Annotated in this window: 16 protein-coding genes; 7 read left to right on the forward strand and 9 right to left on the reverse strand. The window is 57.1% G+C overall.

Annotated elements, in window-relative coordinates; all coding sequences use genetic code 11:
- The first annotated feature begins 83 nt into the window (after positions 1 to 83).
- The 6 genes from U5A58_RS01765 (at position 84) to U5A58_RS01790 (ending at position 5,335) form a co-directional block, all read left to right on the forward strand.
- On the forward strand, positions 84 to 2,186 hold the full coding sequence (locus U5A58_RS01765) for a DUF262 domain-containing HNH endonuclease family protein (protein ID WP_321960057.1): 2,103 nt from the start codon (positions 84 to 86) through the stop codon (positions 2,184 to 2,186).
- 618 nt (positions 2,187 to 2,804) lie between these two features.
- Positions 2,805 to 3,131: a hypothetical protein gene (locus U5A58_RS01770; protein ID WP_321960058.1), complete on the forward strand. Its 327-nt coding sequence runs from the start codon at positions 2,805 to 2,807 to the stop codon at positions 3,129 to 3,131.
- Positions 3,132 to 3,279: 148 nt separating this feature from the next.
- Complete coding sequence (locus tag U5A58_RS01775) at positions 3,280 to 4,059, forward strand: helix-turn-helix transcriptional regulator (protein ID WP_321960059.1); 780 nt, start codon at positions 3,280 to 3,282, stop codon at positions 4,057 to 4,059.
- A gap of 46 nt (positions 4,060 to 4,105) precedes the next feature.
- The gene (locus tag U5A58_RS01780) at positions 4,106 to 4,336 is read left to right on the forward strand and encodes a hypothetical protein (RefSeq protein ID WP_321960060.1); all 231 of its coding nucleotides are present in this window, start codon (positions 4,106 to 4,108) and stop codon (positions 4,334 to 4,336) included.
- 504 nt (positions 4,337 to 4,840) lie between these two features.
- Positions 4,841 to 5,044 (forward strand): hypothetical protein, encoded by a 204-nt coding sequence (locus U5A58_RS01785; RefSeq protein ID WP_321960061.1) that lies wholly within the window; start codon positions 4,841 to 4,843, stop codon positions 5,042 to 5,044.
- 3 nt (positions 5,045 to 5,047) lie between these two features.
- Positions 5,048 to 5,335 carry a hypothetical protein gene (locus U5A58_RS01790; protein WP_321960062.1) on the forward strand — a complete coding sequence of 96 codons (288 nt, stop codon included), beginning with the start codon at positions 5,048 to 5,050 and terminating at the stop codon, positions 5,333 to 5,335.
- Positions 5,336 to 5,497: 162 nt separating this feature from the next.
- On the opposite strand, the gene U5A58_RS01795 is transcribed toward U5A58_RS01790, so the two are convergent.
- Together U5A58_RS01795 and U5A58_RS01800 are read right to left on the reverse strand one after the other, a co-directional pair.
- Entirely contained in the window at positions 5,498 to 5,761 is a 264-nt protein-coding gene (locus U5A58_RS01795; RefSeq protein WP_321960063.1) for a hypothetical protein, read from the reverse strand.
- Between the two features lie 76 nt (positions 5,762 to 5,837).
- Positions 5,838 to 6,179 carry a hypothetical protein gene (locus U5A58_RS01800; protein ID WP_321960064.1) on the reverse strand — a complete coding sequence of 114 codons (342 nt, stop codon included), beginning with the start codon at positions 6,177 to 6,179 and terminating at the stop codon, positions 5,838 to 5,840.
- 164 nt (positions 6,180 to 6,343) lie between these two features.
- Here U5A58_RS01800 and U5A58_RS01805 point away from each other — a divergent pair, with 164 nt between their 5' ends.
- The gene (locus U5A58_RS01805; RefSeq protein WP_321960065.1) at positions 6,344 to 7,126 is read left to right on the forward strand and encodes a hypothetical protein; all 783 of its coding nucleotides are present in this window, start codon (positions 6,344 to 6,346) and stop codon (positions 7,124 to 7,126) included.
- A 148-nt stretch (positions 7,127 to 7,274) separates the two neighbouring features.
- On the opposite strand, the gene U5A58_RS01810 is transcribed toward U5A58_RS01805, so the two are convergent.
- From U5A58_RS01810 to U5A58_RS01840, 7 genes are all read right to left on the reverse strand, one after another.
- Positions 7,275 to 8,621: a hypothetical protein gene (locus U5A58_RS01810; protein ID WP_321960066.1), complete on the reverse strand. Its 1,347-nt coding sequence runs from the start codon at positions 8,619 to 8,621 to the stop codon at positions 7,275 to 7,277.
- Positions 8,622 to 8,947: 326 nt separating this feature from the next.
- Entirely contained in the window at positions 8,948 to 10,456 is a 1,509-nt protein-coding gene (locus U5A58_RS01815) for a TniQ family protein (RefSeq protein ID WP_321960067.1), read from the reverse strand.
- A 1-nt stretch (position 10,457) separates the two neighbouring features.
- Positions 10,458 to 11,399 (reverse strand): TniB family NTP-binding protein, encoded by a 942-nt coding sequence (locus U5A58_RS01820; RefSeq protein WP_321960068.1) that lies wholly within the window; start codon positions 11,397 to 11,399, stop codon positions 10,458 to 10,460.
- A complete protein-coding gene (locus U5A58_RS01825; RefSeq protein ID WP_321960069.1) occupies positions 11,389 to 13,356 on the reverse strand; it encodes a Mu transposase C-terminal domain-containing protein in 1,968 nt (655 codons plus the stop codon). The genes U5A58_RS01820 and U5A58_RS01825 overlap by 11 nt, the downstream gene beginning before the upstream one ends.
- A 13-nt stretch (positions 13,357 to 13,369) precedes the next feature.
- A complete protein-coding gene (locus tag U5A58_RS01830; RefSeq protein WP_321960070.1) occupies positions 13,370 to 14,008 on the reverse strand; it encodes a TnsA endonuclease N-terminal domain-containing protein in 639 nt (212 codons plus the stop codon).
- Positions 14,009 to 14,282: 274 nt separating this feature from the next.
- Entirely contained in the window at positions 14,283 to 14,693 is a 411-nt protein-coding gene (locus tag U5A58_RS01835) for a helix-turn-helix domain-containing protein (protein WP_321960071.1), read from the reverse strand.
- A gap of 1,092 nt (positions 14,694 to 15,785) precedes the next feature.
- On the reverse strand, positions 15,786 to 16,316 hold the full coding sequence (locus tag U5A58_RS01840) for a VUT family protein (RefSeq protein WP_321960072.1): 531 nt from the start codon (positions 16,314 to 16,316) through the stop codon (positions 15,786 to 15,788).
- Positions 16,317 to 16,508 lie beyond the last annotated feature (192 nt).

Here is a 16,508-nt window from a genome sequence, read left to right on the forward strand (position 1 = left end):
AATCCGTTCCCCCTCGATTTTCGGGGCAAAATCTTCTCGGTAAGCAGCCCCACAGACTACTCTCGAGAATACGCATATCTACGATGGAAAAGCCGATCCCGCTCGAACGCCTGTTCAAAGAAAAAATATTCCGCATCCCCGACTTCCAGCGCGGCTATGCTTGGCAGCGCGAGCAACTCAGGGCTTTCTGGGAGGACTTGATCAACCTCGATGAGGACAGGTCGCACTACACAGGTGTGCTGACGCTGACGGAGGTGTGCAACGCATCGGTCGAGAAGGATTCGAAGGAATATTGGCTCGTCGACGACCATTCCTATCGTTTGTATCACGTCGTCGACGGACAGCAGCGCCTGACGACTTTCGTCGTTTTCATCCAGGCGTTTGTGGATTTCTTCTGCGCACTGCCCGAGTACGAAGGAAAGCCGGCGAAGGAAATCTATGTCACCGATAGTCTGACGCTTTCGGACATCGAAGAGCGCTACCTTTTTAAGACGAATCCCAGAGGCGGATTCCGGACATACAAGTTCGGCTATACCGAGGACAATCCGAGTCAGGATTACCTCCGCCACCGCATCTTGGGCGAACGAGGAGGACGGGACGTACAGGAGACGTTCTACACGTTGAACCTCGGGAATGCCAAGAAGTACTTTTCCGGTCAACTAGCCGAAATGTACCTTGTTAGTGGCCTCGAAGGCCTTGCCGATCTGTTCAGGAGGCTAACCAAGCGTCTCCTGTTCAACGAGTACGCAATCGATAAAGAGTTCGACGTATTCGTGGCTTTCGAGACAATGAACAACCGTGGGAAAAAGCTTTCTGATCTGGAACTCCTCAAAAACAGACTCATCTATCTGACAACGTTGTATAGGAACGATCGGCTGGATTTAGCCGGTCAAAAAGCTCTCCGCGGCGATATCAATAACGCGTGGAAGGAGGTTTATTACCAACTCGGGCGGAACAAAACCAGGCCGCTGAACGACGACGACTTCCTTCGAGCCCATTGGATCACCTATTTCAAGTATTCCCGTGATACGGGTCGCGATTACGCGAGATTCCTGCTGGATGAGCATTTCACGCCCCAAAATGTACGCGATCTGGTCGAGAGGGGGGTCCGGCTTGATACCGTCGAGGAGCAGCGATCAGAAGCCGTAGCTGACGAGGGCGACGACGCGGTAACCGAGATCCAGGAGAGCACGGCTGACACCCACGGGAGCAAACTCGCGCCTGAAGACATCAGGGATTTCGTTTCGAGCCTTTGCGAATCCGCCGGCCACTGGTTCAACTCCTTTTACCCTCATCTCGCGACTAACATGTCGGACGTTGAAAGGTCCGCGCTTGACCGCCTCAACCGTATCGGGATGGGGTACTTCCGGCCGCTCGTCATGGTCGCGCTCAAGGTAGTCAAGGACGAAGCGGAGAGATTGCGAATCTTCTGCAGGATCGAGCGCTTTATCTTCATCGCATTCCGGATTGGCTCTGCTCGTTCGAACTACCGGAGCAGCGAGTTTTATAACCTCGCGCGTGCTCTGGATCGAGGCGAGACGACGCTCGATAAAATCTCGGGACGCCTGGACGCATCGTTGAAGTATGCCTTTGATCAAGAAGGCACACTCCGCATCGATGAATTCCATAACGTCCTCTTCAAGAAATTCGAAGAGGGCCGCGGTTATTACGGCTGGTCAGGGCTGCGCTACTTCCTTTATGAATACGAGCAGCATCTTCTGCGTCACACCCGACAACAAAAAGTGGACTGGAGCGATCTCCTGAAATCCGGAGGCGACCGTATCTCGATAGAGCACATATATCCGCAGACTCCGACGCCCGACTGGGAAGCGGCGTTCAAGGACATTCCTGAGGAGCAAAGACAGCGATACGCTGGATCTCTCGGCAACCTGCTGCTCCTGTCGATGTCGATCAATGCATCACTACAGAACGACGCGTTCTCAAAAAAGAAGCACCCCAAGTTTGACGCTTCAGGCACCAAGGTTCGTAATGGCTACTCGGATGGCTCGCATTCGGAAATCGAAGTGGCGGCGAGCGACGAGTGGGGACCCAAACAGATCCGGAATCGTGGCCACCGCCTTCTGACGTTTATGGAAGGCAGGTGGGAAATCCTTCTCAAGAACGAGGATCGTGAAAGGTTATTATTCCTGGGCAGCGAGGAACCGGGCGGGACGGATTCAGCGTAGCCCTTTGCGGCCGTTTGCCATGACGTAGTCGGCAACGGCGGAACACGAGCGCCATCGAGGAATTGACCAATCAAGCGAAATTTAGCGTTGCGGTCTGAATCGCCACTTCGCAGACGGAACCGACGTCCCAATGCTAGAACGACGGAGCAAATTAATCGTGCTTCTTTGCCGGCTGCCGCCCGATAAAGTGGAATGGCGGTTCCGCGTGCATGGCGACTTCCGGAATCAAGCTTCCAGGCGCTCGCGAACTGGGCTTTTGGCGATGGCCGCACGAGCGAACTCGTTTACAACGGCGGCCAGTGTTTTATCGAACTGTATTGCGCTGAAGACAGCACTGTTAGGGATGATGTGATCGATCCGGACGAACCTGCCGGTCGATCGCGCATACTGTAGCCTGCCTTGCACATGACCTTACGTTAGCCCGGCTCGGCCGAACTCACTGACCCCAGGCACACGATCATAAGTCTGCGTCTCAGGGCGCGGTTTGCGCAGCGCTTCATTGGCACCATGCGTGGCGAGCACCCCGATGAATAAATGGCGTTTACAACACAAGCACCGGGCACGACAGGCCCATGGCCATTGCACGCGCACCGAGCCGATCACATTGCATCCGAGAACATGAGCCGAAGCAGACGCAAAACCCCAATCTTCGGGCACACCACGAGCGGGAGCGAGCGTGACGACAAAAAGCGCTGGCACCAACGCTGGCGAGCCTGTGAGCGCGCTACCTTGGCGAGCGCATCGCCAGAAGCGTTGGCCCATCACGTGACGCTGCTGCGCAATGACTCGAGTAACGTCTGGAGCATGGACAAGGACGGCAAGTCTTACTGGGCGTTCGGGCGCCAGGCCCTGACGGCTGACCGGATCGCCCGCAAAATGGGGCGCAATCCACGCGAGCGGGCCGCGCTGAAACAGCGCCTGCTGCGCAGGTGGATGTCGAAGTAAGGAACGCGGCCGGGTGCAGGATAGAGGTGTCTTATGCCCGGAGCGATCACTTTCTGTCAGATGCCTGATGTCATGCCTGCATGTAGTATGGCAAGAACGGGCACGGCTCGTTTCGGGTCACCCTGGCGGTTGCACGTGTGAAGGGGGAATGATGGACGGGCTGACTGACCTGCGCGACGAGCTGATGCAGGAAGATGCGTTTCGCGAAAGCTATGAAGAGCGCACAAGGCTGGTTTGTTACGGACACATGATTCGCCATGCGCGCGAAGCAAGACAATTAACACGGGCAGAACTGGGTGGACAGCTGAACATTCCCGAGTCCGAAATCAGACGTCTCGAAAATGGTGAGGGAGTTGACGGACCGACAGTCGAGATGAGGCAGGCGCTGGCCCAGGCGCTGGGGTCCGCTCCTGGGGGTGGGTTCGGCGCGCCGCTGCCGACCGAGCTCGCCGTGTGGCTCGATGGTGGACCGGCAGCGGGCGTCGATATCGGTGCGCGAGTCGTCCATGACATCGCGCGCGGGATGCTGGTCGGCAAGGTGCCCGCAACGGGGGAGACCTTCGAGGCATATGATCCCCGAGAGATGGCTGAGCTGCTCTTCGCTGCTGGCGTGCAGCCCGGTCACGTCTCGATGCCCGACTGGCGCGAGGGCGATATTGCCCCGGCTGCGGGCGTCAAGGTTGCGCTGAATTTCCGGCTGCGCCAGCTGGCCCAGGCCCCTGAACGCCGCGCCGCGCTACACGCAGTGCCCGTGATCGAACGCGAGGGCCGGCCACCTTACGTGCGCCTCTCGGACATACCCACTCCCTGGCGGGATACATTTCGCGCCGCACTGCACGGCTCAGCCTGTCCCGCAATCAGCGGCGAGGACGAGTGTGCTTACGCTTGGGACTGGCGCGACTGGCTGGACGGACGTTTCCCACGCTGAAGGCCATCCACCGGATCTGAACGACACAACAGGGAGAGCCCTCATCATGCTAACTGCGCCGACTGTACGCCAGTGGTCCCAGGCCCGCCTTCGCGTCAAGGACGTGATCGAGGGGCCCAATACCGACATCGACCGCATCATCACGGCCGTGCTGGAAACGGGGACGCTCCCGTCTGCGCTGAAGACTGAATACCCGCTCCTCGCGCGCAACGAACTGTCGCAGCGCGTGGTGGCGGCGGTGCGCGCGGCTATTCCGTTCCAGCAAGAACGTCGCTGAACTTCAGTCATCTGGAAAAACAGGTCGGAATTGAGGCCGTCATGGCGCGAAAACTGAGGGGAATCGTTCGCATACCGGCGCGCCATGTGTCGATTGCCGGGATGAATGAGGCCATTGCGGCGGTCACCCAGCGCAACTGCGGCCGGAGAAGCACCGGCGCAGTCTCCCGCCGTACCGGCTCATCGCGGTACGGCTGCGCAGCGATCCGGCACTGCTCGCGTGGCGCGCGGAAATCTGACGCGATTGATGCCGCTGGACCGGCTGGCGCAGCCCTGGCTCGCTGAATGGCGGTCCGAATAGACCAAGATCTCGACGCCACACTTGCACTGAAGACCGTTCCAGGGGAGCACGCCACAGATTTGCGACAGTCGTTGCAATTTGCTGAAATGCTGGCGAACGATGAGCGGCCCGACTTTGTCGAGGCGGGGCGGGCAGGCAATCTGCGCGTGCACTAGGAACTCCAAGGCTTAACGAACCGCTCCATTCAGGCGAGCGCCTGGAACTTTGAAATCGCCGACCCGGCTCACGATCATGCACGTTTTCGTCGATTGCGAATTCACCGATTTCCTTGAGTGCGAACTCATCAGCCTCGCGCTCGTAGCCGATGGCGGTCGCGAGTTCTACGGCGAGTGCTCGGAGTACGACCTGACCAATTGTTCCGAGTTTGTGCGCGTGGCGGTGCTCCCGCAACGCGGCCAGCATCCGTAGTCTGTGTTCACGCGCAAGGCCTTGCGCGCAGCGCTCGTCGTTTGGCTGAGCCAGTTCGACAGCGAGCCGGAACGGCTGCTGTGTTTCGACTACGGCGGCGACTGGGACCTGCTTTGCGATCTGCTCGACGGACCGCCGCCTGGCTGGCATGCGGTCAATGTGGCCGGCTTGCTCGACCGGCGCCGCTCCGAAGCCTACTACCGAACGCACGGCGGTCGGCATCACGCGCTCGCTGATGCGCGCGCGAGCCGCTATGCGATGATGCAGACTGACGTCGCGGCCAGCGACTAAAGTCGTTCGAACGGGGGTACTCGCCTTAACTTGCCCAGCGGTGTGCTACGGCTGCTGATAGGCCAGGCTCAGCTGCTGCTATCCGGGTGGCGTCCGATCGCCAGGCCGTGGCAGATCCGGGTCCGACGCATCCGCATATGCGAGACTTATGATCTGTTGTTGTTACTCGCTGAGGTTCATAGCAGCCATGAGCTCTGGCAGGCTCACACCAAAACGCCAACCAAGTTCTCCAGCCACAACCGCAGCCGCGCGGCGACTTGCCTGCTTGACGGCTTCGCCAAAGCTACGCCCAACAATATATCCAAGTTGGTACTCGCGAACGCGGGAGCGGAATTCGAGCTCGGAAGGATCCTCATCTACGTCCGTTCCGTGCGCAAAGCCCAGGTCAAACAGCGTTTGACGCGTTAACTTAGATGGCTTGTTCACTCTCACGCCCCTTAATTCGCTGTCGGAACATCACGCGCCCGCGCCAAAGCGAGCGCGTGATGCACTGTCCTGGCTGCTAGCGCAGCTTCACGGTGACCTCGACGGCGTTGAGGCCATTGATCTCGACCTGGTATTCCGCCACTTCGCCAGTGCGCTCGTCTTCGAGGCGCACATAGATACCGCCGGCCGGAAACGCCGAGCGGATTTGATAGTTGACGCCGTGCTTGCCGCGGACGGTTTTCGGGAACAGGCGGCCCGGCGGCGGCTCGATTTGCACGCCTGCGCGAACGGGAACCGGCCAGCCATGCTGTGCATGCAAGGCGACGTAGCGGTCCGCGACGTGTTGCGCGCTGTTATTGCCTGCGTTCGCGCGTGCATAATCCTCCACGGCACGCGCGCGCTCGTCGAGGTCATCCATCTGTTTGGGCGAGATACACATCTTTCGGTCCCCCGGAAGGAGCGCCGTCTCGCCCCGTGGAAGGCGATTCGGCGAAGTTGAGGACGGCACGTAATACAGTAAATTACTGTATTACGTGCCGTGAAACTGAGGCAATCGTACACACACTTTCGCAACCGCGCAACATGAAGAAATTTGAAAGCATCAAGCAGGTCATCGACGGTGTTGCCTACAACACCCGGACGTCGACCCACCTGGGTGACTCGACACAAACAGCGCCGCCCGTAGATGGCGGGCGACCTGTGGCCGCCGTCGAGCAGCTGTACCGCACCCGGGGGGGCCGCTATTTCATCGCGCACCGCGAAGTACCGGTTTGGGCTCCGGAAGGCCAAAAGACGGTGGACGAAGTGGAGCCGGTGAGCAAGGAAAAGGCGATTCAGTGGCTGTCCACTCATCACCCGGACTCGCAAGAACTATTCATCATGAGTCTGCCGTTTGTCGCACCAAAGCCGGGGGTTGGGACGACGATCTCGGTGCGCATCGACTCAAATCTCAAGGAAGGCATCGCGATGCGCGCCGCCTTGCTCGGTCTACCTGCGAGCTCGCTGCATACGATTTACCTGCGGCATGGATTCATCAATCACATCGAACGGCCTCTAATATCGCCGAGCAAATACCGGACTGAAGATGACGTCGCTCTACTGAATGGCGATGGCGAACCGGCTTTTGACGGAATTCCCGACAATGGGAGCGAGTTCGAACTATGGCGTGCGAACGTCGCTGCCGCGTTTCGCGAAGAAGGGCATACGATTCCTCAAAGACTTCGCGGTTATCTGCGCGCTGCCATCGCCGGGCCTGCTGACAAGACGGAAGCAAACGAAGAAGAACGCATCGAAATGCGTAATGCGGCGCTCGCAGATATCGCGCGATGGCTCGGATTGTCCGATGAACATCCTACCTGGGGCTGATGCACACCATTCGTGGCCACACTGGATAGGCCCATATCGTGCGCTGACGCCGCTTAAGCGCGTGAGGGGGATGAGCGGCCGCGGCAAACACCGCCATTATGGAATCAAGTTTCAAGCGGGCTTCACTCGATCAAGTTGGGCTCGCGCTTCACAACTCATTCGGGCTGCGCGGGCGGCGAATCCAGTACTGCCTCCCGCCGTCGACTGATGGTCCGGTGACAATCTCTATACCATTCTGCTTTGCCCAGCCAGGCGCTTCGCGAACGGATATTCCCGCGGTTCTTGCGACGGCAGACAATGGTAGAAATTCGTCTGCAAACTTCTTCAGATCGTCAACCTCGACAACTCGTGCCACGCGGCGCCGCAGTTTGCCAGTCCGGGTTCTGAGAAGCCCAACATTGATCAGGTGGTACATCACTTCCTGCTTGACCCCGAGGCGACGGGCAGCCTCAACAATCGAAATTTGGGCTCCCTGCTCCGTGAAAAACTGCATGAGGGCCATCACATCCTGTCGATCGACGAAGATGGTGCGCAGTGTAGGCATCTCGTTTGGCTCGACCACCAGACGCACAACGCCGCTCACGATCTGGCTGAAGAATCTCGCTGAAGCGTCGACCGGCACATAAAGCCGCAAGGCTTCAGAGAAACCGATCGGATCGTCCAGTTCGTGAACGCTCCGGATACCAGCTTCGGCAATACCGCCCAGTAGACGGTCTATTGACTTCCTATCGATGTGGCTCCCGATTGCGACAATCAGGTTTGCTTTCGCGAGCGCCCGGACCCGTTCGCCCGACATTCCAGCGTACCGGGCAGCAGCCTTCAATCGTACGAGTGAACTCCGAGCATTGCGCATTTTTTCCAGATCAGCGTGACTGACAAGGAACTTCCGCCGCCCGGCTCCGGTATGCCTGGTTGGCACTGCCGATCCGGTTTGCGAGAGCATTGAAGCAATCGTCGAACTGCGCATTTTAGGTTGGCATCGCGATGCTTCGCCGACCAGAACACCCTTTCGTTCCCAGAGTACTGGAGTTCCATGCTCGGATGAATAGACGACATATGCTTCAAGCAGATCCAGCATCCAGGTGTACGCACTTTCACGAAGTTGCTTGCGGAGCATCCCAAGCAAATGCGGAAAGACCTCCGACAGCAAAGGAAGATTTCCGGCATTAGCGTGAGGCACGCGCAGCCGATCGAGCAGATTGAAGCAGCCAGTTCGATCGACAATGAGCGACGCGCCATCAGACACCAGCACTTGTTCTATGCATGTGTTCTGTCGAGCGGCCTTCTTCAGTGGCTTCCCCTGGAGGCCGAACTGTGACAAGGCCCCAAGCAAGCGCGCGAGACTCCATCTCTCCTCAATGGACAGCGCACCAATGCTCGAGTCATTAGGCGCCGAAAGCAGACTCTGAAGATCAGCTGAAAAGCCATCTAGATCGTCGCCATACAGTTGCGCACGACAGATGCAGGTCGTGAGTCGAGCCTGCTTCCAGCGCAACTGCCGTCGGCATGTATTGCAAATCGATGTGAGCCAGGATTGATGTCGAAAACATGCGGCGTTTCCTGAGTACCATGCCTCGCGCCAATAGCAATCAGGTTCAGCAAGACACAGAGGGCACCAACGCGCAATACCATTTGCTTTCGGGAGCCTGGCATCGATGCAGGCTAACCAGGATGGATTGGATAACCCATTGGCTGACGCAACCCGCATGCGATAGCCGGGAAAGCTCTCATCGAAGTGAGCGCGCGGCCGCACGAGGAATCGCCCTGCAAACAGAGCGATTCCTTGGGCGCGCCAATCAGCTTCATGCGTTGGACTGGGATTCATTCCAGGAACAACGAAAGTTGCTGAACGGGGCTCGCTTTTCCTGCGTGCTTGGCGGCTTCGTCCCTTTTGAATCGATCCATTCGATCGATAGCTCTCCAGTCAACAAAGTACGCGGACAGACCGGGGCAATCCGGTCGACGGAAAAGGGGAAAGCCACCACGTAGCGCTTCCTGCAACAGTTCTGGTGAGGTTCTCCTGTATTTGCCTCGACAGGGCAACCACTCCCCGAACAGCGATTGCAGATGCGAAATATCGGAGGGGCAAGGCTGGGATATCACCTCGAACCGACGGCACAATTCCGTGAGATCTGATCGTTGGAAGTATGGGCGCTTGATGAACGGTAGCGGGCGCAGCAACCCCGAACTGAGCAGGGACACATAGCCTCGTTGCGCAATCCGTAGTTGCTCCTTCACTTGCCCGCGTGTCGCGATGGAGGCATACCACCTGCGACATGCCTCCAATGCCTGAGGAGTGAGGTAAGCATATCGCTTCCGTTCACGCCCGCTAGCACTGGCGCCCTGGAGAATACGACTTCGAATAAGGCGCCACAGGAGATCCTGAGAGCAACCGATCATCCGCGCTGCGTTCTCAAGGCTCACGCACCCCTTGGGCACCTCGCGGCTCCCGAGCCGTACGCTACCAGCTTGCGAAGCGAACATCTCCTGCCCCTCCATGAAAAATCGCTTTCGCAGATCTGCGATGGGCAGAGCGGAGAGACATGTCGGTCGGTACGCTTCGTCGAGCAGCATCCGACGCAACCGTCTGAGAACTACACTTCGATGCTCAGGGACTACGATTTGATCCAGGAAGTCAAGAACGCCGTTCGAATCAGCCGCCAAAACGAGGCGATGCGTCTCGACCACTGCAGCGAGGCGAGTGGAACGCGGAGTATCAACCGGCAGAGATTCTGACTCTGGTACGGTAGTAGCCAGGGCGTCGAGCAGCGCCTCCAGAAACAGGACGTATGTCAGCCGATTGAATGCGACCGAAGTATTGCCTTCAACAATCAATCGTTCGAAGTCCCCCCATAAGCGGGCAAGATAGCGCCGTTCGCCCGGCATCGGGCAGGTGGCCCCAGCCCAGAGTTGATCTTCAGTGATATCGCTGATCAGATGCATCCCTTCCTGCATGTGCCCTCGCGTCATGACAGGCTCGGCGAGGTCATCCTTCAACCGGATATGGTGCAACGTACAAACCTCAAGCGTCGTCAGACGCCAACGCGAACGAATATGCCGTGACTCGGCCATGCAGGCGGGGCAGTATCGGATTCTGTTTGCGCGCGTAGCCACACTCCATCGTGGAAAAGAGGCTTCTCCCCACGTTGGATAGCCTTGAGGCTTGGTCCCGGCGGTGACCTTGAGCGTTGGCCGAAAGCGTTCGATGTCACTGAGCTTCGGGCGCGGGACACCATTCGCCCGTGCGACGCGAAGAAGGTAGGTTTCAATCCACTCGTCTGGCAGTAGCCTGGGGCGACATAGCGGGCCGGTTCTTTCGGGAAATTCCATGTCAGCGCTCCACAAGGGCAAAAGGTTCATCGGCTTTCACGAGTGGCAATTCGTTGAATGACTCGTGGAAGGGGTTGCGAGTATTCGGCGCGCCTGGATGGATTACCGTACGAAAAGCGTCGGACAGGATGCCTTCGGTCAGTCTAGGCTCGCTCTCTTGATAAGAAAGTTCCACAGCTCGCACGAGGAGCCTACGGATATCGCGTAAGCGTCCGTCGGTTGCGAATGCGAACTTGCGTGCCATCGTCGCACTCGAAATATCAATTGTCGGAACTTCGCGCAGATATTCCTTTTTGAACGCCCAAAGGACGCCCCGAAACTGCAACTCCGCAGAACCGTTCTCCACCGAGAAACGGTCGATCTCGATGACCTCTCGAAATCGACTGCGCAACTGATCATTTTTTTCGAACAATCGCCTGGTTCGTGGAATGCCGGCGAGCACGAACGAAACCCGTGTGGCATCAACCAGGCGTTTGAGCCAGTCGGCCGCTACGTGATGCGTTTTCTCACCGCCGCGATCTATCAGATGGTTGGCTTCATCGATGATCACCAGTCGTACCCGACACAGCTTGATCAACAGGACAAGTCGATAGGTCAGATCGACCTCTTTGCCTATGTCACACTTTGGATCGCCCAGCGCTCGAAGGATTGAACTCGCGAGCGCTTTTGGGGTTGGGGATGGACCGATCGCCACATAGAGCACAGGCACTTCGGTGAGTTCATCATGTTCTATGGCGGGATGATCATCCCGGTATCTGATGAGCAAGGTCGATTTTCCGACACCGGACTCGCCAAGCAACGCTAGATGTTCAGGTTCTTCGTTGAGGCATCGATAATCGTACAATCGGTCCATGGCGTTCAGGATATTCCTGACGTGAGGAAACTTGATAAAGCTCGTTCTTATATCCTGAACCGCTTTTCGTAGAACGGGGCTATTTTTCATGACCTACCTCTTCGTTCACAGAATCAATCTCGAATACAGGAATTTCATCTGATTCCGACGTCAGTGGAGAAGTCGAAGGGAGCATCTCAGACAGACCTCCAACCGGTTGCGAACGATTGTGAGGTTTTGTTGTGAGGTGACCCTGGCGAGCCCCCCTCCGTCGCTCGCTCAGCTTCTTCGATCTCATTGCCTCGTTGCTCGAATCACGGATTACCTGTTCTCCATGTGCTCGTGTCCGGCGGTTGGGATCCGAGACCTTACTCATCTCCTTGAAAAGCTTGGCTTGCTCTCGCGTCAGATTCTCGTACTGATCATTGGTGTTGTATGCCGCAATGTATTCTTCTTCAATTTCATCCCATACCCAGATAAAGCCAACGTTTTCATAGGGTGCTTTGATTTTCACCTTCGCGTTCACAGGCAGCATTCGGCGAAGCGTGAGCAGCTCTGGAGACACATAGCAAAAACCGTCAAAATCAATGCCATAGTGTTGAAGAGTGCGTTCGTCGTATTCGCTGAACTCAATACTGAGATCGTCAGCATTACATTTGAGCTGCGGCGGATTAGCGGAGGCGCTCTCCTTCCATACATCGAGCGGCGTACGCTTGGATAGTCCACGATGCGGTCTCATGTGATAGACCATCGTGATCCAAACGTGGACCATCTCATTGAGTTTGTCGAAGGTCAGGCAGGCTTCATCTTCAGCCTTGAATCCTATGCGTTGGTGGACTTTTGCGAGGGTTGTTCCCGGAAGTTTGTGGACAAAGTAGTAGTTGAGAGTTCTGAGAAAGCGTTCAACAAACGGCTTATCGTTCGGGTCTCGTGACGCAGCGTATTCGCAGATCACGCCAAGGTTCATCAGGGCGTCAACGACTGCGTGCGCGTGAAACTCGCGGCCGTTGTCCATGAGCAACCGTTCGAACCACCCATGACACGGCCATTCCAGGGAAAGTTCGGGAAACCGTTCTCGCAGGTAACTCTTCGGCATCATCGCGTGCCGAAGTGCCTCGAACACTGCATGGACACCATGCCCAGCCGAACTGATACAAAAGCCGAGAACACATCGAGAAAAGCGGTCGAAGACGACGGTGATGGTAGGTCGGTCGATGGTTCTTCCGCTAGCATCCGTATACATGACGTCGAGCTTCGTGTGGTCGATCTCGACGAGTTCCAGGATTCGGGACACCCGCCGAGCACGGAACTGATCGGCGAACCTGCGTTGCGCTTCGCGCTCACCATAGCGTGCTAGTGCACGATCAAACGCAGGGATGCGTTCGATACGTCGCTGAATAGTCCGAAGCCCGGGGACTTCGAGCCACTCTGACTCGATACGGGTAGTATTTATCTGCTGGATATCGAGGAATACGGCGTTGTATACATCTTCTGCTGTCCCTCGCTTGCTATTCAGGAAAGCGGTTTCGATTCTTTCGTGAATGATTGCCTCGACGGTGGGATCCAGTCTCGACTGGTCCTTGCCACCGCGGCCGTCTGTTTTGTCTAGCAAAGCGCGGATATCACACTGGGCAATGCGGTACCGGCGCCGCCACCGATATATGGTTGTCTCATGGGGCGGTTTAGGATCGTCCAGATCTGTGGCGACCCTGCGGATTGCTCGACGCAACTCATATCGAGAGGTCCCAAATGCGCCTAACCGTTCAAGCATTACAAGGTAATTCGCGCGGCGGCGCGTCTCGGCGTCCCCCTGATTGTCAGCGTATTGACTGGCACCAGCTTCGAGACTATCGCTTATAGCGTTGTTATTCGGCGGGCGCCGATATTCCTTTGAGTCGGCAGTCCTCAGAAATCCACGGACATATTCTTCCAGAAGATCTGCTTCGTTGTGGCTGGAATACTCCCCCGTCTCTACGTTTTCGAGCTGGGCGACACCGTTTTGAGTACGAATAAGGCGATACTTCCCCTCGCCTCGAAAGACAATCTGTTCTTTTCTGAAGTTGGCCACGTTGGAACTCCCGTTATCGAACCAGGGCAGGCAGGAGATCGTCGGGATCGCGTTTCATGACCCGGCGAAGTAAATCATCACATTCACGCTTTGCGTTCTCCCATTTCTCGGATATCTCGTTGGAGGGCGACGTTCCGTATTCTGGATCCCAGAGGGCCGTGTTGAGGCTTGGGCGATATCTGCCACGGGCGGGACGTACGGAGAGGAGTAGTTGAAGTCTGTTCGGGAGATCGTCTGCAATGAGATCGCTTCGCAGGACAATGCAAAAACGATGTCCGTGTTGCCGAAGATGCTGCATGGCGGCTTTCAACCGAATGATGGCTTGCGAGTGCGTGGCGAGCGCCTTGTCATCTTTGATCTCGAGGAACGCGGGACCCGTATCTGTCTCGACTTTGACGTCAGGCGTATATCGTCGCCGACATTCGTCATGCAGATATTCAAAAACCTGCGGCTGTGTGGCGATCGACTTGACCGAGGCTGCGACCTCCAGTATCAGCAACGCCATCGCTTCGTTAAGGCTTTCAAACTGCGCCGGCCTTTCTGACTTCCGGGTGGGGAAAGTGCCCCGCACACCGCGACCCGACACAGTCACGATGCGGCGCGGGCGTCGTGATGAAGGAGAAATTGCCAACGGCTGAGAAAATTTAGGCAAGAGTTTGCTCCGTCGCGTCTGCTGAAGACGCTTACGTTTCGGAAATAACTCCCCCTCCGACAATATCCAGTCGGAATAGGCCCGAGCAACGGGCGCGCGATGCCATCGAATCGATCACGAATGGTCGAATCTGGAGGGGGCGGAAATCGCAGGCGAAAGGAAGCTCTTGACGCTGAGGTCAGATCGGTGGAGACTCGACTTTGTCCAGGAGACGAATCTTTACCGGTTCTGATCCAAGAGCGCTGCGGGCCTGCGGGTTCGTGGCGCTTTTTCTTTACATGGGGCCTCCTTGGCTGAAATTGGAGTCTTCTGTCTGGCCAACGCAGCGCCCGCGGGCAGCAAGCGCGCTATGCATAGCTGCAAACGCTGCCATATCGTCGTCCGTGAGACCTGTGTCCATCGCGAGAGCTTGGAGCACTTCGTGTTTCCGGGCTGAAATTTCTGCCGGCAATCGGAAAATGCGCTGCGACTTACGCGCTGCGGCAGCGAGTAAGCGACTGAGGTCCTCAGGGAGCTCCAGCGCCGTCGACATCAATTCCAGGAATTGCTCGCCATCCGGAGTCCGCTTTCCGGTTTCTACTGCGCTTACATAGGTGTCGTCCACGCCCATACGTATCGCCAGCGCAGTTTGGGTGAGCCCCAAAATTTTTCGCCTAGCTCGTATGAAATCGCCGAGCGCGCTCATAGAATCCGTCTCGCAATTTTTGAGGGAACAAGACGAGCGTAATCTGCTTCGCGAAATTTGGCAAAGTCAAGACCTACATATTTTTTTGAATCAAAATCGATGTGAAATCGCACCGACAAGAGAATTGGCGAATCTCTAAGAATATGTATTTCTAGTGATGCAAATTAATATTTGTTTTTTGTTTTTTTGAACGAATGGGAGGCGATAGATTGCTTTCAGGTGGCAGTCGTTGGTAGTCGTTGTCTTTAAGATGCTACAAGTCCCCAGATCGTCAATTACGCGAGAGATCTACACGCACTATGTGATTGGGGTCCAAAACGGCCAACGAACTGTGCCAGAAAACGGGAAACTCCCAGATTACCTCGTGCCCTAGCGCGATCGGAGTGGTTCCTACTCACAGAATTTGGGAGGTCGGAATGATGTTGCAGATCTCCCGCGGGCTAGCGATGCACGCGTTCAGTTCACGCCTACTATGCAGAATCACGACGCCGTCGCCGGTCCGAGCAAGCCGCCTGAATAAGGTCGTCGGTTTGGCAGTCGCCAAGAGGCATCTTTACGAAAGTCACGATGTACTACGCGCCAACCCAGATCTACATGAGCGGCGTGGAGTCGCGGGAGAGACGTAAGTGGGCGCGCGGGGGGCGAGCGCGACTCGCAATCAAGGCAAACGTCGTCCCAAGAGTTCCTCAGTCAACGCGTTCACCTTTTGCCGGTGGATTCCGCCTCACTCGTCATCGTGGGGAGGAGGATGGAATAATCTCGCTGAAGCACGCCGGGCGCGACAGAGAGGCTCGTCGCTATTCCAGAAATGCCCCCTCGGCCGCGCTGGGCGCGAACTCGCTGAAACGGGCAATCAAACTCACGACCATTCGGCTGGGTCGACAGTTGCTCCGTCTGCTATTGGGTCTGCGTGGCACTCACCACTACTGAGAGCGTACTCCAATCGTCCACACGCAACCGATCGTGATGGCGCGCCGGTTGTCGCTGCCGCTCCTGAAGTAATCAGAGAGCGCGCGGCTGCCGCTTTCCTGCAAGGCGGTGGGCCTTGGGAGTAACTCCGACGCGTTTGTCGGAGGAGTCTCGCTGAGCATCTTACATTTGCATAGGCCTATCCACCGATTCAGTCGACAACGCTCCGAGGATGGTGCGGGCGTTGCGGAAAACGACCCACGACCAGATGGCGCCACCGGCGACCTTGGCCAGAAACTGGAGCCCCGCGATCATCGGGAAGACGGTGCCGAATGCGATTAGGGGGAAGATGAGGGAGTCCACAGCGGCGCCAGCGACGTTGGCGCCATTCGCGCGTGCCAGAATCGGGTGGCGGCGCGCCGCCTGGAACACGAGGGCACTAGCGACGGCTGCTCCGCTGAATGCAATGAGGGACGCTAACGCGATCACACCGGATGCTGGATTGAGTGCAAAACTCACTGCGCCCGCAGCGGCGATCAGGCCAAACATGCGCGCCCATAGTGCACGGCCTCGCCAGTTCAGATGCAGGCGATCGCGAATTGCAAGGTCAAGGCCGATGAGCACGAATGCATTGATCGGCGTGGATGCGGGTCCAAAGTGCGCGACGCTCAGGTTCGCGGCGACGACTGCTGCAATATAGATCAAAACGTACATAAGTCCTCTGCTGTCGTAAGCCGGGTGCGGCCTAGTGGGGGATCAGTGCGATATCGATCGGCAGTTGATCAATTAGTGCATGTTTAGGCGTGCGCGTCCCGTCCTCCCGGGTTCTTGTACGGCACGCGGCTAACCCGACTACCAGGGTGCACCTCACCTCGGGCACGATCTGTCCCCAAAAAATCTCCGTGT

Source organism: Paraburkholderia sp. J7, assembly GCF_905220155.1.
Classification (GTDB): domain Bacteria; phylum Pseudomonadota; class Gammaproteobacteria; order Burkholderiales; family Burkholderiaceae; genus Paraburkholderia.